18 protein-coding genes and 1 pseudogene are annotated in these 21,517 nt (G+C 62.6%); 7 read left to right on the top strand and 12 right to left on the bottom strand.

The window, feature by feature from the left end:
- From DQ230_RS06850 to DQ230_RS06815, 8 genes and pseudogenes are all read right to left on the bottom strand, one after another.
- Positions 1–978 carry a type II secretion system F family protein gene (locus DQ230_RS06850; protein ID WP_113911836.1) on the bottom strand — a complete coding sequence of 326 codons (978 nt, stop codon included), beginning with the start codon at positions 976–978 and terminating at the stop codon, positions 1–3.
- 13 nt (positions 979–991) lie between these two features.
- Complete coding sequence (locus tag DQ230_RS06845; RefSeq protein ID WP_113911835.1) at positions 992–1,960, bottom strand: type II secretion system F family protein; 969 nt, start codon at positions 1,958–1,960, stop codon at positions 992–994.
- Positions 1,961–1,965: 5 nt separating this feature from the next.
- A pseudogene (locus tag DQ230_RS06840) lies at positions 1,966–3,418 on the bottom strand (CpaF family protein).
- A 27-nt stretch (positions 3,419–3,445) separates the two neighbouring features.
- Entirely contained in the window at positions 3,446–4,675 is a 1,230-nt protein-coding gene (locus tag DQ230_RS06835) for a CpaE/TadZ family protein (RefSeq protein WP_113911834.1), read from the bottom strand.
- 311 nt (positions 4,676–4,986) lie between these two features.
- The gene (locus DQ230_RS06830) at positions 4,987–5,652 is read right to left on the bottom strand and encodes an OmpA family protein (protein WP_113911833.1); all 666 of its coding nucleotides are present in this window, start codon (positions 5,650–5,652) and stop codon (positions 4,987–4,989) included.
- A gap of 17 nt (positions 5,653–5,669) precedes the next feature.
- Positions 5,670–7,088, bottom strand: coding sequence for a type II and III secretion system protein family protein (locus DQ230_RS06825; RefSeq protein ID WP_113911832.1), 1,419 nt, complete (start codon positions 7,086–7,088; stop codon positions 5,670–5,672).
- 245 nt (positions 7,089–7,333) lie between these two features.
- Entirely contained in the window at positions 7,334–8,203 is an 870-nt protein-coding gene (cpaB, locus tag DQ230_RS06820; protein WP_113911831.1) for a Flp pilus assembly protein CpaB, read from the bottom strand.
- A 265-nt stretch (positions 8,204–8,468) separates the two neighbouring features.
- Positions 8,469–8,693, bottom strand: a complete 225-nt coding sequence (locus tag DQ230_RS06815) for a Flp family type IVb pilin (protein WP_113911830.1) — start codon at positions 8,691–8,693, stop codon at positions 8,469–8,471.
- 365 nt (positions 8,694–9,058) lie between these two features.
- On the opposite strand from DQ230_RS06815, the gene DQ230_RS06810 reads away from it, so the two are divergent.
- Positions 9,059–9,901, top strand: coding sequence for a lytic transglycosylase domain-containing protein (locus tag DQ230_RS06810; RefSeq protein WP_238987448.1), 843 nt, complete (start codon positions 9,059–9,061; stop codon positions 9,899–9,901).
- 164 nt (positions 9,902–10,065) lie between these two features.
- The gene (locus tag DQ230_RS17060; protein ID WP_162497385.1) at positions 10,066–10,323 is read left to right on the top strand and encodes a hypothetical protein; all 258 of its coding nucleotides are present in this window, start codon (positions 10,066–10,068) and stop codon (positions 10,321–10,323) included.
- Between the two features lie 18 nt (positions 10,324–10,341).
- Here DQ230_RS17060 and DQ230_RS06805 read toward each other — a convergent pair whose 3' ends face one another.
- Entirely contained in the window at positions 10,342–11,493 is a 1,152-nt protein-coding gene (locus DQ230_RS06805; protein ID WP_113911829.1) for a lytic murein transglycosylase, read from the bottom strand.
- 394 nt (positions 11,494–11,887) lie between these two features.
- Between DQ230_RS06805 and DQ230_RS06800 the strand changes: the two genes are divergently transcribed.
- The 4 genes from DQ230_RS06800 (at position 11,888) to DQ230_RS06785 (ending at position 16,925) form a co-directional block, all read left to right on the top strand.
- Positions 11,888–13,843, top strand: a complete 1,956-nt coding sequence (locus tag DQ230_RS06800) for a polysaccharide biosynthesis protein (protein ID WP_238987447.1) — start codon at positions 11,888–11,890, stop codon at positions 13,841–13,843.
- 136 nt (positions 13,844–13,979) lie between these two features.
- Entirely contained in the window at positions 13,980–14,633 is a 654-nt protein-coding gene (locus tag DQ230_RS06795; protein ID WP_113911827.1) for a protein-L-isoaspartate O-methyltransferase family protein, read from the top strand.
- A gap of 33 nt (positions 14,634–14,666) precedes the next feature.
- Positions 14,667–16,112: a TolC family outer membrane protein gene (locus DQ230_RS06790; RefSeq protein ID WP_238987446.1), complete on the top strand. Its 1,446-nt coding sequence runs from the start codon at positions 14,667–14,669 to the stop codon at positions 16,110–16,112.
- A 75-nt stretch (positions 16,113–16,187) separates the two neighbouring features.
- Positions 16,188–16,925: a hypothetical protein gene (locus tag DQ230_RS06785; protein ID WP_113911826.1), complete on the top strand. Its 738-nt coding sequence runs from the start codon at positions 16,188–16,190 to the stop codon at positions 16,923–16,925.
- 146 nt (positions 16,926–17,071) lie between these two features.
- On the opposite strand, the gene DQ230_RS06780 is transcribed toward DQ230_RS06785, so the two are convergent.
- Positions 17,072–17,392, bottom strand: a complete 321-nt coding sequence (locus tag DQ230_RS06780) for a DUF6280 family protein (protein ID WP_113911825.1) — start codon at positions 17,390–17,392, stop codon at positions 17,072–17,074.
- Between the two features lie 217 nt (positions 17,393–17,609).
- Here DQ230_RS06780 and efp point away from each other — a divergent pair, with 217 nt between their 5' ends.
- Positions 17,610–18,173, top strand: a complete 564-nt coding sequence (gene efp, locus DQ230_RS06775; RefSeq protein ID WP_113911824.1) for an elongation factor P — start codon at positions 17,610–17,612, stop codon at positions 18,171–18,173.
- 80 nt (positions 18,174–18,253) lie between these two features.
- On the opposite strand, the gene DQ230_RS06770 is transcribed toward efp, so the two are convergent.
- Entirely contained in the window at positions 18,254–20,272 is a 2,019-nt protein-coding gene (locus DQ230_RS06770) for a capsular polysaccharide biosynthesis protein (protein WP_113911823.1), read from the bottom strand.
- Positions 20,272–21,417: a polysaccharide biosynthesis/export family protein gene (locus DQ230_RS06765; RefSeq protein WP_113911822.1), complete on the bottom strand. Its 1,146-nt coding sequence runs from the start codon at positions 21,415–21,417 to the stop codon at positions 20,272–20,274. The genes DQ230_RS06770 and DQ230_RS06765 overlap by 1 nt, the downstream gene beginning before the upstream one ends.
- Positions 21,418–21,517 lie beyond the last annotated feature (100 nt).

Below are 21,517 nucleotides of genomic sequence, written 5' to 3'. Positions count from 1 at the left end.
TCACTGCGACATCGCGGCAAATTCCATGATGCCCAGAACGGACGGGCCGACCAGAATAATCAACAATGGCGGCACCGTAAGCATCATCGTCGCCAATGTCATCTTTGTCGGCAGTTTGTTGGCCTTTTCCTCGGCGCGCATGACGCGTTTGTCGCGCATTTCGCCGGCATAGACGCGCAACGCGTCGGCAATGGATGTGCCAAAGGTCTGCGATTGCACCAGAACGGTGACAAAGCTGGAAATGTCCTGCACGCCGCAGCGATCTGCCATTTCGTTCAGAACAGATGCCTTGTCGCGGCCGGCCTTGATCTGTTGGCTGACCAGCAGATACTCATCCGCCAGCGCCGGAAAGGACGAGCGGATCTCATTGGACACGCGGATGATCGACTGGTCCAGCGATTGCCCCGCCTCGACGCAGACCAGCATCATGTCCAGACTGTCGGGAAATCCGTCGGTGATTTCTTCCTGCCGCTGTTGCTGGCGCTTTGTGACCCAGTATTTCGGGGCCATGTAGCCGATGCCGCCGGGGCCGAGGATATACAGAATGATCTGTGTCGTGCTGGTCTCGCCCCCCGATTTGAACAGCATGTAGTAGATCACGCCCAGCACCAGCCCGCCAATGCCCAAAACGAACTGGGCAAAGTGGAAATAGCGCACCGCATCGCGGTCGCGGTAGCCGGCCTGCATCAGTTTCTTGCGGATCTCGCTGAGCTGTTTTTCGTCCTGCGGCTCAAGAAATCCGGCGTATTTGTCCAGCGCATCGTTTTTGCTGCCCGCGCGCAGGCGCGGCTGGGCGGCGCCGCGCGTGCCCAGCTTGGCCGCGGCTTCCGTGCGCTTCAGCTTGTCCAGCGGATCCTCGGGGCGGTTCAGCATCAGGATGATGGTGACGACGATCAGCATGATCCCCAGCATCCCCACCACGATGATCGGGCCAAAGGGGCCAAGGGCGCCGGTCAGGATATCGTTCAGGAAGGCCATTTGAAGATCCTCTTCAGACTTTGATATTCACGAGCGCGCGCATGACGATCAGGTTGACCACCAAAAACGCACCAACAACGAGGCAGGCAGGAATAAAGAACGGATGGTCCATGACCTTGTCGTAATAATTGGGGTCCAGCAGCTGAATGCCGACCAGCGCCAGCAGCGGGAAGCCGGACAGAAACTTGCCGGACCATTGCGCCTCGGCGGTGATGGCCTTGACCCGGCGGAACAGCCGGAACCGCGCGCGGATCACCTTGGCCAGACCGTCAAGAATTTCGGCCAGGTTGCCGCCCGATTGCTGCTGAATGGTGACCGCAACGGCAAGAAAGCGCAGATCCTGCATATCCAGCCGCTCGGCCAGATCCTTCAGCGCCTCGCCCATGTCGCGCCCGTATGCAGCCTCGTCCGCGATGACGCCGAATTCGGTCGCCAGCGGATCCGACATTTCCTTGGCAACGATGGACACGGCAGAGGAAAACGGATGCCCGACCTTGAGCGAGCGGACCATCAACTCGATCGCGTCGGGCAGCTGTTCCTCCATCAGGCCCATCCGTTTCTTCGCCTTGGAGGAAATCCACATGAAAATGCCGCCGATGCCCATCGCAATCGCCACCGCGATGCGGACAGGCAGGGTGGTGGCGGTGCCGATGGACAGGCCGATGAATGCCACAAAGGCCAGCAGCGCCATAAGCATCATCAGCTGCCTGGGCGAGAATGCGATGGCCGCCTTTTGTGCCTTGGACGCCAATATGGAATACAGCGGGAAGCGGCGCGAGCGCAGGTGCTGCTCCATTTCCTTGCGCAGCTTTTCCATCACCTCCTCGCGGCGGCCGCCCTTCTCCAGCATGTCGAGCCGGCGGTTGACCCTGCTGTTGAGGCTGATGGATTTGCCGAAAACGGTCAGGTAAATCCCTTCGACCAGCACAAGAACGCCGAAGAAGATGAGGCCGTAAATGATCGGTTCAATGCTGAGGGTCATCAGGGCTACTCCGGTGTGACGGGTTCATAGATCGATGCGGGCAGATCATAGCCCCACAGGCGGAACCGCTCGGAATAATGCGAACGCACGCCGGTGGCGGTGAAATGGCCCAGGATCTTGTTTTCGGGTGTCAGGCCGACGCGCTGGAAGCGGAACACCTCCTGCATCGAAATCACTTCGCCCTCCATCCCGGTCACCTCGGTGATCGAGGTCATGCGGCGGCTGCCATCCTGAAGGCGGCTGGCCTGCACGATCAGATGCACAGCCGACGCGATCTGGCTGCGCACGGCCTTCAGCGGCATTTCGATACCGGCCATCGCCACCATGTTCTCCAGCCGTGAAATCCCATCGCGCGGGTTGTTGGCGTGGATCGTGGTCATGGACCCGTCATGGCCCGTGTTCATTGCCTGCAACATGTCGATGACTTCCTCGCCGCGCGTCTCGCCGACGATGATGCGGTCGGGGCGCATCCGCAGCGCGTTTTTCAGGCAATCGCGCGGGGATACCTCGCCCTTGCCCTCGACGTTGGGGGGGGCGCGATTCCATGCGCCCGACATGGACCTGTTGCAACTGAAGTTCGGCGGTATCCTCGATCGTCAGGATACGCTCGGAATTGTCGATGAACGATGACAGCGCGTTCAGCGTGGTGGTTTTGCCCGATCCGGTCCCGCCCGAGACGATGATGTTCAGACGGCACGCCACGGCGGCTTGCAGATATGCAGCCATTTCTTCGCTGAAGGCGCCGAAACGCACCAGATCGTCGATGCCCAGCTTGTCCTTTTTGAACTTTCTGATCGAAACAAGGCTGCCATCCACCGCGACGGGGGGCACCATCGCGTTGAAGCGCGAACCATCGGCAAGGCGGGCGTCTACATAAGGGTTGGATTCGTCGACACGGCGGCCCACGGCGCTGACAATCTTGTCGATGATGCGCAAAAGGTGCTTTTCGTCTTTGAAGGTGACGTCGCTCAGCTCCAGAATACCGTCGCGTTCGATGAATATCTGGTGCGGTCCGTTGACGAGGATGTCGTTGACGGTGTCATCCTTCAGCAACGTCTCCAGCGGGCCAAGGCCGCGCACCTCGTCATACAGCTCCTGCGTGAGGGTCGTGCGATCCTCGCGGTTCAGCACGATGCTGCGTTCCTCCAGAACCTCGGCGGTGATCGCGCCGATTTCCGCGCGCAGCTCCTGCTCGGTCGCGGTGTCCAGCGCGCCGAGGTTCAGGTTGTCCAGCAGGGCGCGGTGCAGGTCCAGCTTGATCTCGCCCAGCCGCTCCTTGCGCTTGCGCTCTTTGTCCTGGGGCGCGGCGTCGGCCCTTGCGGGGGCGGTGGGGCGGCGCAGGCTGGCCGGTTTCGGGGCGGGCGCGGCTGTGACGGGGGCCGGTTTGGCGGCTTTTTCGGGGGCGGCAGCCACGGGGCGCGCCTGGCCGGGGCTGGGTTTTTTGTAGCGGGAAAACATCTGTCGAATACCTTTCGCGGGCCTGATTTAAACGGCAGCGGCGCTGGCTGCGCCCAGCGCATGAAGCGAGGCGGCAAGTTTTGCGATCTCTTTTCGCAGCGGGTTCTTTGGGGCGGAATTGGCCAGAGGCAGACCATGATCAGTGCCCTGACTGACCGCCTTGCCACCGTCGGGCAGTTGCAGCTCGATCCCGATTTCCAGACTTTCGGCCATCCGCTTGACACGGGCCTTGCCGTTCAGATCGGTGAATTTGGGCGCGCGGTTCATGCAAAACCGCAGCTTTTCCACTGGCAAATCCTCGGCCTGAAGCGCGCGTTTCAGGCGCAGCGTATTCTGGGCCGAGCGCATGTCCATTTCCATCGTCATGAAATAGATCTGCGCGGCGGTCAGCACCGCCTCGGTCCATTGCACCAGCGTGGCGGGCATGTCGACGATGACGTAATCAAAATGGCCGCAGGCCAGATCCAGCACCTTGTTCACATCCTCCGAGGTGATCATGTCCAGCGGCAGCATTTCGGGCGGGGCGGTCAGCACCCACAGCCGGTCCTGATAGCTGACCAGCGCCTGTTTGAAGATATCCTCGTCCATGGTTTCGGTGTCGGACCACATTTCAAACACGGCCTCGCGGCGCGGCAGGTCAAGGCAGGTCGCGACGGATCCAAATTGCAGCCCCAGGTCGATCACGCATACGCGCGGCGCCTTGTCCTTGGATATGCTGGCCAATTCCCACGCCAGATTGACCGCCAGCGTCGTGGCGCCGGTGCCCCCCGCAAGCCCATGCACGGCCAGCAAGGCACCCTTTTGCCCTGCGGCGTTTGCGGCGATGTTGGTGCTGGGCGCCGCAGGCTCGGCTGGCTGGCGCAAACGGTCGATGGCGGCCTGCAATTCGCCCTCGGGCAAGGGGTAGGGCACGAATTCATCCGCGCCCTGCCGCAAAAGCGTGTGCAGCGCCGTCGGGCTGACATCATCGGCGATCAGGATCACCTTGATGCCCAGTTGCCCGGCCAGTTCGATGATGTCCCCGATGATCGGCAGCCGGTCCTCATCCTCGTCATCGATGGCAATGGCGATGAATTCCAGCATTTCCGCGTCAAGCTGCCGCAAGAAGGCCAGCGCCTCGGGAAAACCCAGATCGCCCCATGCCTCGCCAACGGCGGCCTCCATATCCTCGATCAGCAGATCAAAGGTGGTGACGTCCCGACTGATGGTGCAAGCGACAAGCGGGCTTGGCTCCGGTTGGTTTATCGCACTGCTCATGGCGCTATTGTCCTATTCTTGCGGCCTGCCTGCGCGCGCCTCTTGGGGTGGGCGGCCTGTGCGGGCAGACTTGGGTTCTCGAATCGCGAACCGCAGCAAAGGCGCGGAACGGTTTTTCCTTGTGCCAAACTCGCGGAAAATCTGGGCAACAATGGGGCCGGATTATCGTCATTGTGCGGTTTTACCCCGCCCGCCCGCGCAGGCAGAGCGGGGCGGCACAGAAAAAACCCGCCGACAATGCGGCGGGCCTTGAAGGTGTCCCGGCAAGCCGGGCAGGGGAGAAACCGTTGCGCCGCGATTGACGCGATGCGTTACTCTGCGGCGCCAATCGTGCCGGCCATGGACAGGCCCGATGCGGGCCTGGCGCTATCGATTGTGCCGCGATAGACGACCTGCGCGTATTTGCCATCCATGATGATGGGGTGCGATTGCACGAAACCCGACACTTCGGTCACGGTGCGCCGGTTGCGGCGCTCGCGCCCTTGCGTCACGATCAGCGGCTGCGCCTCGCCCAGCGATACGACGGCCTCCAGCCGGGATGTGCTGATGCCCTGGCTTGCCAGATAGGCCACCACGGCCCGCGCCCGGCGCATACCAAGGCCTTCGTTATAGCGGGGCGATCCGACCGCATCGGTATGGCCGTACACCTTGAACCTGACCTCGGGGAATTGCCGGATCCACGCGGCCTGCTCGCGCAGCGTGTCACGCGCACCGCCGTCCAGCACGTCCGAGTTGAACGCGAAGTTGACGGTCGTCAGCACTTCGCTTGCAAAGCGGTTGGACAGGTCGAACACATAACTGCGCTCGCCGGTCATGATCTGGGTGTTGTTCATGGTCGCAACGCCAAAGTTGCCACCATCGACCAGGGACCCGGCCTCGACCGAGTGCGACCGGTATACAGCATCATTGGGTCCGGCGCAGGCGCCGACAGACAGCGCCATGATCACCGCAGGCAGCGATATAAAAGGGTTTTTCATATGCTCTGCTCCCTGCATCAGTCCATCACATAGCCGTAAGAGCCGCTGAAATCCTGCCGCGCCACTTCGCCCGCGCCGCCTGTTCTGGGCATTGCGTCGCGCGCCACGCGCCCGTTCAGGAACAGATCCGCCTCGGACGGCAGTCTGACCCGGTCCGTGGGCAGGGCCAGCGCCTCGCCGCGGGTGGGCATGACCAGATGGGCGGTCACAATGATCACCAGCTCGGTTTGCGAGCGCTGGTAATCGGCGCTGCGAAACAGGGCGCCCAGCACCGGCACATCGCCCAGCCATGGCACCTGCCCGGCATTGTCGCGGAAATCATCCTGAAGCAAACCGGCGATAGCAAAGCTTTCGCCATCGCGCAGCGCCACGGTGGTTGACGTCTCGCGCCGCTTGAACCCGCTGATGTTGAAGCCGCTGGCCTGAATGCCGTTGCTGGGGTCCAGCGATGACACGGCGGCGGCCAGTTCCAGATTGATGACCTCGTCATCCAGAACGCGCGGCACAAAGTTCAGCTCGACGCCGAAGGGTTTGAATTCGATGGAAACGCCGTCATCGGAGCTGACGGGAATGGGATATTCGCCGCCGGCCAGAAACTTGGCCTCCTGGCCCGAAAGGGCGGTCAGGTTCGGCTCGGCCAGTGTGCGCACGACGCCCTTGGTTTCCAGCGCCTGTAGCAGGATGCCGATCTGTGCCGATCCGGCGTTGAAGCCAAAGAAGGCCGCGCCGTTATTGGTCGCGCCCGCAGGGGACAGGCCGGGCGTGACGCCGCTGGGCGCCGCGTTCGAGGCGATGCCATTGACCGCCACACCCGCGCCCAGACCGCCCGCAGACAGCCCGTCGATCGCCAGTGACGACGACAGGCTTTTGGCGACATTGCGCTGCATTTCGGCAAATCGGACCTTCAGCATGACCTGCTGCTTGCCCGACACGCTCATCAGGTTCGACACCCGCTCGGGCGCGTAGCGTTCGGCCAGATCCAGCGCGCGCTGCATACGCGGCGCGCTGCTGACCGTGCCGGACATGACGATGCCGTCATTGGCGGTGCGCACTTCGATCTGCTCATTCGGCAGGATCTGGCGCAGGCGTGCCTTGAATTCCGACACATCGGCGCTGACCGACACTTCGACATTGGCGATCAGGCGCCCGTTTTCATCCAGCAGCGTCAGCGTGGTGCGCCCCGGCGTTTTGCCCAGAACATAGATGGTGCGGTCCGACAGGGTCGAGAAATCGGCGATGGCCGGGTTGGCAATGCTCAGCTCGGCAAAGGGGACATCGCTTTCGACCACGACGGCGCGGTTCATGGACACCGCCAGATCACGCTCGGCGCCCTTTCGGACGACGTGCAGCGTGTCTGATGTGGCGGGCGCAGGCGCAATGGCCATGACCCCGGCCAGCCCGATGAGGGCGACCGATAGAATTTTGCAGTATTTCATGTGACCTGCCTTCCGATCACGCCTCATTTTTTCGGGTCTTGCTGCCCGAGATTACCCCGACACTGCGGGAGTTTTGCGGATTTTTCAAGAATCAATGACAGTTAGCCCGCGTTTTATGGACTTGCACAGAAATAGTTGCACGAATGAAACGGGGCGCCCTGGCAGAGGCGCCCCTTGTATCGTGAACGATTTCAGTCCTATAGCCGCTCCGGACGGCCCATAGTCAGCCCTGCGGCGCGCGGCGCTCAGTTGGTACAGGGAATGGGCGTTACGATCACCTCACCGCCGCGGCGGGTGCGGATCGTGCAAACCTCGGAGCGGTCAACGGGGGCGGCAACCGGCGCGGAGGCAAGGCCCAGCAGCTGTCGTTGGTCCACCTCAATCGCGTCCGTCACCGTATCGTCCTGCGCCCCGACCAGTGACAGGCTGAGCCGGCCGGTGGATTGGGCCTGCGCCAGCGCGGCCACCTGCTCGGGCGGGGCGGCGACCGTTACCGTGCGCGCAACGCTTGCGCCTTCGCGGTCGGAATTCGACGATTGGTCGACGGCAATCAGCCTGACGTTGGCTTGAATAAGCTTGGTCACATCACCGGTGCTGTCGCCTTCGGTGCGCAGCCCGCCATTACCGATATTGCCGGTCCAATACACATCCACCCGGTCGCCGGGCCGCAGGAAGCCCGAAACGCCCGTTATACTATCAACCTGGATGGTAAAGGCGCGGATGCCGCGTGCCAGCTGTGTGGTGATACCAGCACTCTCGCCCGGTTCAGTGACCTTGACAGCCATCACCAACTCGTTTTGCTCCATCGTGCGTGTGACCGTGCGCAATACATCCGCGCCTTGCGGAAAAAGCGCCTCCTCCGTCTGGAAAACGCCCGCGGGAAGCGATGTGGCCGGATAGGCGGCCAATCTCAGATCTTTCAAATGGATACGTTCGCCGTATTCCAGCTTGCGCGCTGCAATATAGACCTCTGCCACCGGAAAGGCCGGTGCGCGCGCGCCGCGTTCCTGTTCCAGCGCTGTTTGATAGCTTTCGATGTAAGTCTTTGCCATATACACTGCAAATCCCGCCAAGCCAATGCCGAGCAAAAGAACCAATCCGAAAACCAGACGCATGGGGTATCCTTTCGTGTTTCAGGTGGCGCTCGGCCCGCTTTGATGGGTCGATTTTGATAGATGATCATGAGACGCTAAGGTCATGTGAGATTGAGGCGATAGAGCGTTAGGAAGAAGGTAATTCGGCGGAAGCAACGCAAAGGCGAATATTGAGGGATGGGCCCCCAAGCTCGAACTTGGGCTTGTGGGGTTTTTCACGGGACCGGTCATGCCGAAGGGCCGCAAACCCAATGATCTGCGACCCTTTTTTGTGATCTACTTTCAATCAGAGGGATTCGTCAGCCACCGGCGCAGTGCCAAGAGTGGTGAGGTCAACGACTTCTGCGTCATCGAGGCTCTCTTCGATAGTCTCGGCCAAGCCGGTCACTCCGCCCTGCACTGCTGCAACACCGGCAATGCCCAGGCCAACGACGGCGGCGGTCAGTACGACCCAGTCAACTGTCACGGCACCGTCTTCGTCTGCGCAGAAGTTCTTGATGAAATTTGTCATTGTGTGTCCCTCCAAAGGATCTGTGTTTTTCTCAGGTTTCTCACCGTCTTGCTGGTCTGGGCCGTTTCTCTCAAGTGGCCCTCAGCGCCTCGGATGAACATATATAGCCCCTGAATGAAGGCACAAATTGGGCGCGATTGGATCGATTTTGGCGCAGTACGAGGTTTGCGCGAGCTTTGCGCTGAAGAAATTGATATATAACGATTTAATAGTTTAAAAAATGATACAAAGCCGCGACATTCCGCCAGCCCAGAGGTGTGAATCACTTTGAAATGGCCCGTAAAAGGCGCACGGGACTGGCGCAGACGGGCGTTATTTGCGATGATTCACCGAAAATAAACAGTTTGAGGTCTTAGAGGCGCGCCGTGCGATATGTCCTGACACCGATTCTGGCTGCGTCGCTTTGTGCCGGGGGCGCGCTATGGGCCGGCGACCCGGCGCCGTTCCCTGAATTTACCTTCAAGATGGGCAAACCGCCGGCGCGGGGCGCGACCAGGCGCATCACCGTCCAGATCGAGCCGGGCGATCAACCCGCACCCGCCGGATCGACCCCGAAACGCGATGAGCAGGGCGATCAGACCGGGCTTCCCGATGTTCCGGCCGTGCGTGCCGCGACCTATGGCTGGTTCTGGGATCTGGTATCGCCGGGATATTCGGACATTGGCACGGTGCGCTTCGATCAGGCGCTGGGAATGCTGGCCAAACCGCCCGAGGGCCAGCCGGCGCCGCGCTACCGTTTACAGGATATTCAGAATATCGCGACCGCGCAGGGGCAGAACATCCTGATGGCCACCGTCGGCACCGATGTATCGCCCGCGCTGGTTCTGGCGGTGATCGCGGTTGAATCGGGCGGGCGCGGCACGGCGATCAGCGAAAAGGGCGCGCAAGGGATCATGCAACTGATCCCGGACACCGCCGCGCGGTTCGGCGTGAGCGATGCGATGTCAGAGGCGCAAAACATCAAGGGCGGCGTTGCCTATCTGGATTGGCTGCTGAAGGAGTTCGACGGCGACCCCATTCTGGCGCTTGCCGGCTATAATGCGGGCGAAAACGCCGTCAAATCCAACAAGGGCGTGCCGCCCTACACCGAAACCCGCGATTATGTGCCAAAGGTGCTGGCCGCCTACGATCTGGCGCGCGGTTTGTGCAAAACGCGGCCCGAGTTCATTTCGGACGGCTGTGCATTGAACATGGCAATGGTGAAATAGCCGGGCGGGGCCGGGACATTCCCGATTTATAGTAGCTGCCAAGCGGGCGTTTTTGCCGATTTTGCCCCACAAGGGCGCCTTACCCTATCGGTTTCGTTGATGATGACGGGAACTGCGCGGGCGTCCGCTTGGTTGAGGCTGTATACAGCGAAAGGAGATTTGCCGTGACCCATCCGATCGCGCAAGCCGCTGCGCAGCCCTCAAACCCTACTCAGCCCGGAAACCCTACTCAGCCCGGTCCGATGAACCCTGGAATGCCGGATCCGGCGCCGGATGAGGTTCCCAACGATCTGCCGCCCGAAACGGTGCCGCAGCCACCCCAGGAGATCCCCCAGGATCTGCCGGGCAGTCCGCCGCCAAAGCAACCCGGCACGGCGCCGGGGCAGGGCGGCCAAAGGGCGGGACGCCGGGCGCGGCCGTGATGTGCGCCCGGCGCCAAGCTAGCGCAGCGCGCTCAGCAATGTCTGTGACGGCACGCCAGTTGCGGGCTGGCCACGGCTGGACTGATAGGCGCGAATGGCATCCTCGGTCTTGGAGCCGATAACGCCATCGGCGCCGCCTGTATCAAACCCGGCCGCGGTCAGGCGCTGTTGCAGGGTGATACGGTCCTGTTTGGTCAGGCCATTCGCATCCGGCGGAAAGCTGGATTGCAGCGGCCCGCCGCCGCCGATCCGGTCAGACAGATGCCCGACCCCGATCGCGTATGAATCCGAATTGTTGTAGCGTTTGATTGCGTTGAAGTTCCCCGTCACGGCGAAGCGCGGGCCGCCCGGCTGCGGCTGAATGATGCGACCGCCGGGTGCGGCACCGGTGACTTCGCGCCCCCATTCCAGACCGCGGGTCCAGCCGTTGCGCGACAGATACGCGGCGGTTGAGGCCAGCGCGTCGCTGGGATCTTCGGACCAGATATCGCGCCGCCCGTCGCCGGTGAAATCGACTGCGAACATCTCGTAAGAGGTGGGTATGAACTGTGTGTGCCCCATGGCGCCGGCCCAGCTGCCCAGCATCCGGTCTGCGGTGATGTCGCCCTTTTGAATAATCTTGAGCGCGGCGACCAGTTGTTTTTCGAAAAACGAACCGCGCCGCCCGTCATAGGCCAGTGTCGATGTGGCCGAAATAACCGGCACATTGCCGCGCCGCTCGCCATAGAAGCTCTCCAATCCCCAGATGGCCGCGATAATACGCGCGTCCACGCCATAGCGGTTCTCCAGCGCCTCCAGCGTTGTGCGGTGGCGCGCGTAGGCGGCGCGCCCCTTGGTCACACGTTCGTCCGAGGCGGCAATCGCCAGATAATCCTCCAGCGTGCGGGTGAATTCGGTCTGGTTGCGGTCGCGTGTGACCACGCCTGGCAGGTATCCCGCATCGCGAAACCCCTGTTGCAAGGTGCTGCTGGAGATGCCGTAATTGCCCGCGCGCGCCCTGAATGCCGCAACCCATGCGTCATAGCCTGCGTTCGGAACGGGGCGCAGGTCGCTGGCCAGCGGCGCCGCCGATGCAGGGCCGCCCGCGCTGCCCAGCCCGCGCATGTTGCCGCAAGCGCCCAGCCCGAGCGCTGCGATGCCAATGCCAAAATGTCGCCTTGTGATGCTCATTATCTTACCCGCCTCTTTTTTTGTTCGTTGCGCACAGTATAGAGCACGAATCCGGGCGGCAAAAGCAAAGCGCGGCGCCGCCGTCGCAAAACCATCTGACGACGCGCGGATCGGTGCATTTGGGTAAATTCGGCCACCTGATTGCAGGAAACTGCCTGCGGTTTCCCGCCAACGCATATTGTGCAGGTTGAGTTGCCGGGCAAAAAGGCGCATAATTACAGGATTGCAACGGCTGTTTTGGCAGGTGTTTCGGGTAAAGATCCTTTTGGAGTTCCGACCGCCCGGCAGCCCCTCTTAATTTTATAAGTCGATTTGTCTGGATTGGGATTTATACGAGCGTCGATTGAGCAGAAGGTCGCAGAAGCGAAATGTCACTTTTATGATAGATGGCGGTTTGACCCACCTCTTGCAGCTTAAGCGTGCGCACAAGCGCGTGTTGCAACTGATTGCTGACGCCCTTCTGCTGTCGCTCAGCTATCTTGGTGCGGCGCTTCTCAGCGGGGCCGAGGGGCGCGTGCTGGGGGTGATGGACTTCTGGCTTGCGCCGTTTGTTTTCGTGCCCGTCAGCTTGCTGATCTTTGTGCGGCTGGGGTTCTACCGCGCTGTCGTGCGCTACATGTCGATACAGCTGTTGATGACCATCCTGACAGGCGTTCTTGCGTCCACATCGGTGATGGTGGCGTCGATCCAGCTGTTTCAGGTGCCGCTGACATGGAGTGTGGCGGCCATCTATGCGCTGATTGCGATGTGCGTGCTGGGAGGGCTGCGCATGGCCCTGCGGGAGCTTTTGCAGCGCCACGCCTCGGAGGCTTGTACGCCCATCATCATTTACGGCGCCGGCAAATCCGGTCGCCAGTTGCTCAGCTCCCTGCGCGAATCCTCGGAATTCATTCCCGTCGCATTCGTCGATGACGCAAGAGAGCTGCGCGATTCCGAGGTTGGCGGCATTCGCATCCACGAACCTGCGCGCCTGTCCAAGCTGATCCAGATCCACGGTGTCAAGGTTGTCCTGCTGGCCGTTCCCAGCGCCTCGCGCGCGGAACGGCGTGCGATCGTCGAGCGGCTTGAAACGCTTCCCGTGCGTGTTCAGACCATTCCGGGCATGTCGGACATCGTGACCGGCAAATCGCGCGTCAACGAATTGCACGACGTCGCGATCGAGGATCTGCTGGGGCGCGATCCTGTTCCGGGTCTGGATTCGCTGATGAAGGGGAATATTCAGGGCAAGGTGGTGATGGTCACGGGCGCCGGCGGATCCATCGGCAGCGAATTGTGCCGCCAGATCATCCAGCACGAGCCGCAGACGCTGGTTCTGTGGGAGCTGTCCGAGCTGGGCCTTTATACGCTGAACAACGAACTGACCGAGGTGATAGAAGCTCAGCGCCTGAACATCCGGCTGGTGCCGCTGATGGGGTCTGTGCAGAATCCGGGGCGCATCCTGTCGGCGCTGCAACGGTTCGGGGTGCAGACCATCTATCATGCCGCTGCGTACAAGCACGTTCCGCTGGTCGAGCAGAATGTCGTCGAGGGGCTGCGCAATAACGTCTTTGGCACCAAGGTTGTGGCAGATGCGGCCATCATCGCCGGGGTCGAATCGATGATCCTTGTTTCCTCGGACAAGGCGGTGCGCCCGACCAACATGATGGGTGCATCCAAGCGCATGGCCGAGCTGGTCTGCCAGGCTGCGGCGCTGCGCCAGTCGGGAACGGTGTTTTCGATGGTGCGCTTTGGCAATGTTCTGGGCTCGTCCGGGTCCGTCATTCCGCGTTTTCGCGAACAGGTCGAACGGGGCGGCCCGATTACTGTGACGCATCCGCGCATCACCCGTTACTTCATGACCATCCCCGAAGCGGCGCAGCTGGTCATTCAGGCCGGCGCGCTGGCCACCGGCGGCGATGTTTTCCTGCTGGACATGGGCGAGCCGATCAAGATCGTGGACCTGGCCGACAGGATCGCCCGGCTCAGCGGCCTGACACCCTACCGCCTGCCGGAAGGCGAGGAGTGGCGCAGTGCCCGCAGCGCACATGATAAGCACAAGGGCGATATCGCCATCTGCTTTACCGGACTGCGCCCCGGCGAAAAGCTGTTCGAAGAGCTGCTGATCGGGGCGCATGCCATGCACACGCGCCATCCGCGCATCATGACGGCAAACGAAATCTACATGACGCCCGACCAGCTGGACGATCTTCTGGAACAGGTTCTGGCCGCGTGTCAGGCGCAGGACATCAACGAATTGCGCCGGATCATCATGGCGGCGCCCGTCGGATACCGCCCGTCCGGCCCGGCTGCCGATCTGCTGGGCGCCGAGCGGATGCCGCCGCCGCGTCTGGCGCGCACGGCTGCCGAATGATGCGGCGCCGCGGGGCCGGGCCGCCTTCGATCATGCGCCCGCTGCGGCAGCGCGCCCCAGGATGCAGTGCGCCGTTGCCGAATGGGCGCAACTGTGTCAAAACCGGACAGGACAATCCAGAACGCACGAGTTTCCCATGACCGATTATGCCGCCCGCCGCACGATGATGGTGGACACGCAGGTTCGCCCTGCGGATGTGACCAAATTTCCGATCATCGACGCCATGCTGAGCGTCCCGCGCGAGGCGTTCGTGCCCCGTGCCCTGCGCGAGGCGGCGTATGTTGGCGAAAACGTCGATCTTGGCGGCGGCCGGGTTGTGCTGGAGCCGCGCACATTGGCCAAGATGCTGGACGCTCTGGATATTCGGGGCGATGATCTGGTGCTCGATATCGGCGCTGCGCTGGGCTATTCATCGGCTGTCATCGCACATATGGCCGAAGCCGTCGTTGCCGTCGAAGAGGATGAGGCGCTTGCCGCCGAGGCGCAGACGCTGTTGCAGGAAAACGGCGCCGACAATGTGATCGTTCACACCGGCGCGCTGACCGAAGGGGCGGCGGCGCATGGCCCCTATGACGTGATCGTCATTCAGGGCGCGGTTGAGCAGGTGCCGGACGCGTTGATCGACCAGATCAAGGATGGCGGGCGCATCGCCTGCCTGTTCCTTGAGGGCGCGCTGGGCGCGGTGCGGATCGGCTACAAGGCGGGCGGCCAGATGACCTGGCGCTTTGCCTTCAACGCAGGCGCACCTGTTCTGCCGGGCTTTCAGAAACAAGCGGCGTTCACGCTGTAACCCAAACGCGGCCCTTTCGGGAAGGATGGCACGATGACCAATTCGACGCAAACACCGCCGCAGCGCCCGGTCCGGGCCTTCGGCAAAGGTCTGTGCGCTGCGCTGATCGGCGGCATGATGGCGCTGGCCGGTCCGGCACGTGCAGCCGATACGCTGGCTGATGCACTGGCCGGGGCCTATAACACCAGCGGCCTGCTGGAGCAAAACCGCGCCCTGCTGCGCGCAGCGGACGAAGATGTTGCAAGCACGATCGCCCGTCTGCGCCCGATCCTCAGCTGGAGCACGGACATCACGCGCAGCTATTCCAACAGGTCGGGCAACCCGTTGCCGGGGGCCAATGGCTCCAGCGGGGCGACCAACCTGAACGCGGGAATCACCGCCGAATGGCTGATCTACGACTTCGGCCGCACCCGGCTGAGCGCTGACGCGGCAAAGGAGATTGTCCTGTCCACCCGTCAGGGTCTGGTCAGTATTGAACAGCAGGTGCTTTTGCGTGCGGTTCAGGCGTATATGAATGTGCAGCGCAACACGCGTTTCGTGTCGCTGCGCCAAAGCAACGTGCGCGTGATCAGCGAATCCCTGCGCGCCGCCCGAGACCGGTTCGAGGTGGGCGAAGTCACCCGCACAGACGTTGCGCAGGCCGAAGCGCGCCTGTCGCTGTCGCGCAGCAGCCTTGCGCAGGCGGTCGGCGATCTGGAACGCGCCAAGGAAGAATACCGTGCCGTTGTCGGGAACATGCCCGGCAACCTGAGCCAGCCGCGCAGCATTCCGGTGCTGACGCGTACCGAAGAAACCGCAAAACAGATCGCCCTGCGCAGCCATCCCGACATGCTGCGCGCGCAGCATGACGTTGCCGCTGCCAAGCTGAACGTGCTGGTGGCCGAGGGCGCGATGAAGCCGCGTGTGACGCTGAACGCCTCTGTTGGCGTGAATGAGCGGCTGGACGGACGCACGGCGGGCGAAACCGGCAGTTTTGGGGTGGCGATTGGCGGCCCGATCTATCAGGGCGGCGCGCTTGCCTCGGCCAAGCGGCGCGCATTCGCGCAGGCAGACGCACAGCTGGCCATTCTCCACCAGACGCAGGATCGCATCCGCCAGAACGTGGGCAACGCCTATGCCATTCTTGAGGCTGCCCGCGCGTCGGTTGCAGCCAGCGCCGAGGCAGTGCGCGCCGGCCGCGTCGCCTTTGAAGGGGTGAACGAGGAGGCGACGCTGGGCGCACGGACCACGCTGGACGTGCTGAACGCCGAACAGGAATACCTGGACGCGCAGGCGAACCAGATTTCGGCGCAAGCGGATGTCATCATTGCCTCTTATGCCGTGCTGGAGGCGATGGGCGAATTGACGGTGCGTGATCTGAACCTTGCCGTGCAGACCTACGATCCGGCGGCCTATTACAATCTGGTCAAGGACGCGCCCGCCGCGCTCAGCCAGCGGGGCCAGACCTTGGACCGCGTTTTGCGCAAGATCGGAAAATAGTAAAACTGCGCCTATCTGTTGTGCGAATGCGGCACTACAGGTAGGCTAGGGGTCGAGGCGAGAGTGGTGAGAACAATGTCCGAACCCGTGACCAAAGTGGAAATCGAAGATGTGCTGTCGTCGATCCGGCGATTGGTATCAGGCGACGAACGGCCCGCCGCCGCACACGCGCCGGACGCGCCGGATCGTCTGGTTCTGACCCCATCGCTGCGGATCGACAATGCCGCCACCGAACCACCCGCGGGCCAGCCCGATGCAGATGCAGACCTCACCGTTTCATCGCAAGCGCCCGCCGACGCGCAACCTGCGCGCCCCGGCGAAGGCCATGTGGCAGAGGCCGATAGCCCTTCCGCAGATCATGCGCCCCGCGATCCCAAGGCCGAGCTGAGAGCCCGCGTTGCCGAACTGGAAGAGGTGGTATCCCGCCAGGTTGATCAGTGGGAGCCTGATGGGGACACTGGCGACGCCAATTCCGCAAGTCCCGTCGCGCCACTACCATGGGATGAAGAGGCCGACAGCGCAGATGACGTGGCCGCCGCCGCGCCGGACATGACGCACAGTGCCGGCCCTGCGCCGCAGGACGGCAGTGTGGATGCGCAACCACAACCCAACGATGCGGAACCGCGCAGCGGCAATGCGCGTGACACGTTGGCCGCAAACGATGAGTTTCTGGATGAGGACGCGCTGCGCGATCTGGTCGCCGATATTGTCCGCCGAGAGCTTCAAGGGGTATTGGGCGAGCGTATTACTCGGAACGTGCGCAAGCTGGTGCGCCGGGAAATTCACCGCGCGCTGGCCAGCCAGGATTTGTAGTAATCAGGTCGCGTCGCCAAACGCGCGAGCGTAACGGCTGTACGGCGGTATAATTCAAGACTGTTACGCCTAGCTTAACAGGCCCCTGAAATGCACAAAGCCCCGCATGAAGCGGGGCTTGTGTCAGGCGCGCCAGATTCTTGGTATCAGGCGGCTTCGGCCTGTGCAGCTGCGTTGCGACGCTCGCTTTCTTCACGCGACAGGGCCACGGATGTGCGAACACCCTTGGACACGAACTCCATCAGGCCCGAAACAACCCGCTCGTTCGGGTCGATCCCGGCGCAGGACAGAACCTCGCGCCCATCGCGCGACCGCGCCCAGCGGGCGATCTGGTCAGGACCGTTGCCATATTTTTTATCGTCGGAAATGGCATCATCCAGCGCAGCCAGTACGACGGCCGCGAAAAGTTTGCGTGCGCGATTGCCTTGTTCATTATTGAAGGCGGCACCATCAACGAAATCTTTCATGATTCGTCCTTAATGTTATTGCTCTTGTGTTTTCGGCTTAACGTTGTGTATGGCCGAGTTTATCTGATTCGGATAGAGCATAGATGCATACCTTCTATGCAAAATTTGCATGGGTGCTGCAGTTGCAGCACGAGATGTCGTTAGCTTGCCCCCTTGCCCATCACCATATATAGGGGGCGCCTAAATACCTTCAACCTTTCGTCAGGATTTTGACACAATGCCCAAGATCAACGGCAACGAAATACGCCCCGGCAACGTTCTGGAGCATAACGGCGGTTTGTGGTCGGCCGTGAAGGTCGATCACGTGAAACCGGGCAAGGGCGGCGCCTTTGCACAGGTCGAACTGCGTAACTTGCGCAACGGCTCGAAACTGAACGAGCGGTTTCGCTCCGCCGACAAGGTGGAACGTGTGCGCCTTGACCAGAAAGACCAGCAATTTCTGTACGAAGTTGACGGCATGCTGGTTTTCATGGATAGCGAAACATACGAGCAGATCGAGCTGCCCGCCGAGCTGCTGGGCGAGCGGCGCCCGTTCCTGCAAGATGGCATGACGATCCACATCGAATACCACGAATCCGAGGCGCTGAACGCCACATTGCCGCAGAAAGTCACCTGCGTCGTCGTCGAGACCGAGCCGGTGGTCAAAGGCCAGACAGCCGCAAACAGCTTCAAGCCGGCAATTCTGGACAACGGCGTCAAGGTCATGGTGCCGCCCTTTGTTGGCCAGGACGAGGCGATCATCGTCAACACTGAAACCATGGAATATTCCGAGCGCGCCTAACGCCCTTCGTGTTTTTGCGGACCCAGGGTAAGCGATTTGCATGCGCCGTGCGGGATCGGCCCGCACGGCGCTTTGCCGTTTTAGCGCCAGAGGGCGGCGCGCGATGCAAAAATCCCTTGAAGCTTCGATAGCGCCCGGTTGCCTGCGCCCGCCTTTGGCAGGGGTCCGGCGGCGAGCCGGTCCAGCACCACCTCGACCGGGCAGGGCAGTCCGGTGACGGGGTCGTGGTAGCGCGGATAATCGATGAGGGTGGCATGGACCAGCCCGGTCAGCGTTGGGCGCGCGCTGCGCCGCGCGGGCACGCGGCCCAGATCGGTGGTCAGCCCCCAGCCGGCATAAAACGGCGCGCCGGTGGTCGTAACGGGGAGGCCGCGCAGAAGCGCCTCGAACCCCAGCAGGGATGTCATGGTCCAAACCTCCTGCACGTCGCGCAGCAGGTCTGCCGGATTTGACCGGGGCAGGATCAGATCGGCCAGATCGGCGATGTCGCCGGGTCCCAGCGCGCCGCTGCGCAGCCCGGCCTCCACATCGGGATGCGGTTTGTAGAGGATCACGGCGCCCGGATTGGCAGCGCGTGCGGCGCGGAGCAAGTCGATATTGGTTGAAATATCACCAGCGCCGCTGCGGATCGACGCGTCATCCTCGACCTGGCCGGGCACCAGAATGCGGTGGCCTTCGGGCAGCGCGGGGGCTGCGCCGCCAAGGTTGTATTTGGTGGCGCCCTGCGCGCAGATTGCCGCAATCAGCGCCTCGGCGCGGTGGGTCTGGTCCGGGCGCAGATGGGCGCGGCGGCTGATCCACACCTCAAGGTCGCTGGGCTGCGCGGGGTCGTAATAGATCCCGCGCGTGTCGCACACCAGGCTGAGCGGCGGCACCAACTGCGCGCCCAGCCCGCGGGACCGCAGAAACCCGTCCTCGATGCGCGCGGCGTCGTCCGGCCCTGCTGCCGCCTTGCCCGCCCAGACCATGTGACGGCGGCCACCGCTTGGGCCGCGAAATGTGACCGGACGGTAGCGGCCATAGAATTTCTGAAGGGGCCCGCGTTTCCAAAGGCGCATCCCGTGCGCGCACCAACCGCGATGATCGTCGCGCCATGCGCGCGCCTCGGCCTCCAGCGTGTCGATTGCCTGCTCGATCTGGCAGAGGCGGTCGCGAAAGGGATCATACCATTTGGGGTAGAGGATCATCGCCGCCGCAAAAATCTGCGCACGGCTCAGTGCGCGGCCCCGGCGCGGCAATGTCAACGGGTGGCGATCATCCGACAGACCCCATCCGGCATAGAACGGTCTGCCAAAGACGCGCGGGCGATGCCCGGCAAAGATCGCCTCGAACCCAAGTTGACTGGTGACGGTGTAGACGGCAATCGCGCCCTCCATCAGGCGCCACGGGCAGACCGGATCGGTCAGTAGCGTGATCCGATCGCCCGCATCAGAGGCGCTGAAATAGCCGCTGCGATGGCCGCCGGACGTTTCAGGGTGGGTTTTTATGACGATGCGCGCGTGGGGATTATCCTCCTGGGCGTAATACAGCATCTCGCGAAAGGTGTTGGCATCCGCCCCGCCAAGGCGCACGGCGGCGTCGCCGCGCGTCTGGTCGATCACCAGAACATAGCCGGGATCGGGGCATTGCAGCTGCGGATCATGGGCGTTGTATTTGCTCAAATGCGCCTCTTGCAGCCGCGCAATGGCGCCCCGTGCGCGGTTCATCAGCGCCGTGTCATCCAGCGGATGCGTGGCCAGCAGCCGCTCCAGATCCGAAGGCACAGAGGCATCGAAATGTGCGCCGGAATGGTCGATCAACAGGCCCAGCGGCGGGCTGCCCGCGCGGCCCGGATGGACCGAGCGGAGCCATGCATCCTCCAGCCGGATCAACGCGGCGCCCGTGCGCGCGGCCACGGCCTCCCCCCGGCGGGCGTAGGGGCTGTGGCCCCAGACGGCGACGGCATCGCCCGCGCCGCCGGGCCAGCCGATGCGCATGTCATACCCTGCCAGCGCCATGATGCGGCGCAGGCGCGGCTGGCGCAAAAAACCGCCGTTGAAATAGAAAACCCGCCGGCGCCCCTCGGCCCCGGCGGGTTCAGGACCGGGTGCGGCCTGCATTAGCCGCCAAAGGCGGTGCTGGCCGAATCGACCGTCGCCACCACACCAAGCGAGCCGGTCAGCGCGCCGATGACCTTGCTCCACTGGGCAAAGGGGGCTTCGGTGACATAAAGTGTGTCCTGATCGCGCACCGAAAAATCACGCGCCATGAACATGCCATTGGGCTTGGTCAGATCCAGAACATAGACCATCCGCTGATCCCCGACGAGATCGGTTCGATCCAAGACCTGGTTGGCAATTTCCGCCGGCTCGTTGCGCAGGATGAACACGCCGGTGGGGTCGGCCGCCGCCGCTTGCAGGCCGCCGACCGTCGCAATCGCCTCGATTGCGGACAGGGTCTGTGTCTCGAACGTGACGCGCGATTGCGCGCCGGTTGCGCCCAATGCGGTAAACGCGCGGGTGTCCTGCTCCACCAGAATGCGGTCGCCGCCGCGCAGCGCGATGTCAAATTCGGGATGTTTGTACAGGTCCTGGAACCAAACCTTGCTGCGCTCGCCGCCGCGCAGGACAGTGATCTGCGCCACTTCCGCCGGAATCACGATCCCGCCCGCCGCGGACAGCATGGCCGACAAGGTGCGCGTGGGTCGCTCAATGGGATAGACGCCCTGGGCGCCGACGGACCCGACCAGCGATACGGTTGCGCCATCCCCGGCAAGGCGGCGCACCTGCACCTGCGGGTCAGGGGTCTGTTCATCCAGTTTGGAGGTGATGATCCGGCGGATCGCCTCGGGCGTGTTGCCCGCTGCGCGGATCCGGCCGGCATATGGCACAAAGATAAATCCGCTGCCGTCGACCTGCACTTCTTCCAGAATTGTCTGGTTCGATACCTCGCCGGCCAAAAGACCGTCATCGACGTTTTCCCAGATCGTCAGGCCCAGCGTATCGCCCGCGCTGATCGTGTCCGAGCCAAGCTGCCCGGCATTTCGGAACGTATCGCTAAAGCCAAGGGCCGGTTGCACGGCTGTCGCGCGGGTCACACGGTCATTCACGGATACGACAAATGCGTCGCCGGACTGCTGAACCGATCCTGAATAGATCTGTCGTTTGTTGGGGCCCACTTGCGGCAGCACGCTGCACGATGCCACCACAAGCGCGATGGCCGCAAGGGCGACGGACCGCGCCCACCGGCTTGACTGGATGTTCACTGCTCGGTCTCCTCGACCTGAATTTCTGCCTCGATCGTTTATCGTATCACCGTCTGCGCGGCGTATATCACCCGGTACGCTATCTGATTTCCAAATCAAA

Origin of the sequence: Roseovarius dicentrarchi (assembly GCF_003316635.1) — a bacterium.
GTDB lineage: Bacteria > Pseudomonadota > Alphaproteobacteria > Rhodobacterales > Rhodobacteraceae > Roseovarius > Roseovarius dicentrarchi.
Note: the sequence above shows the minus strand (reverse complement) of the source record. Positions and strands in the feature narration are given on the sequence as shown.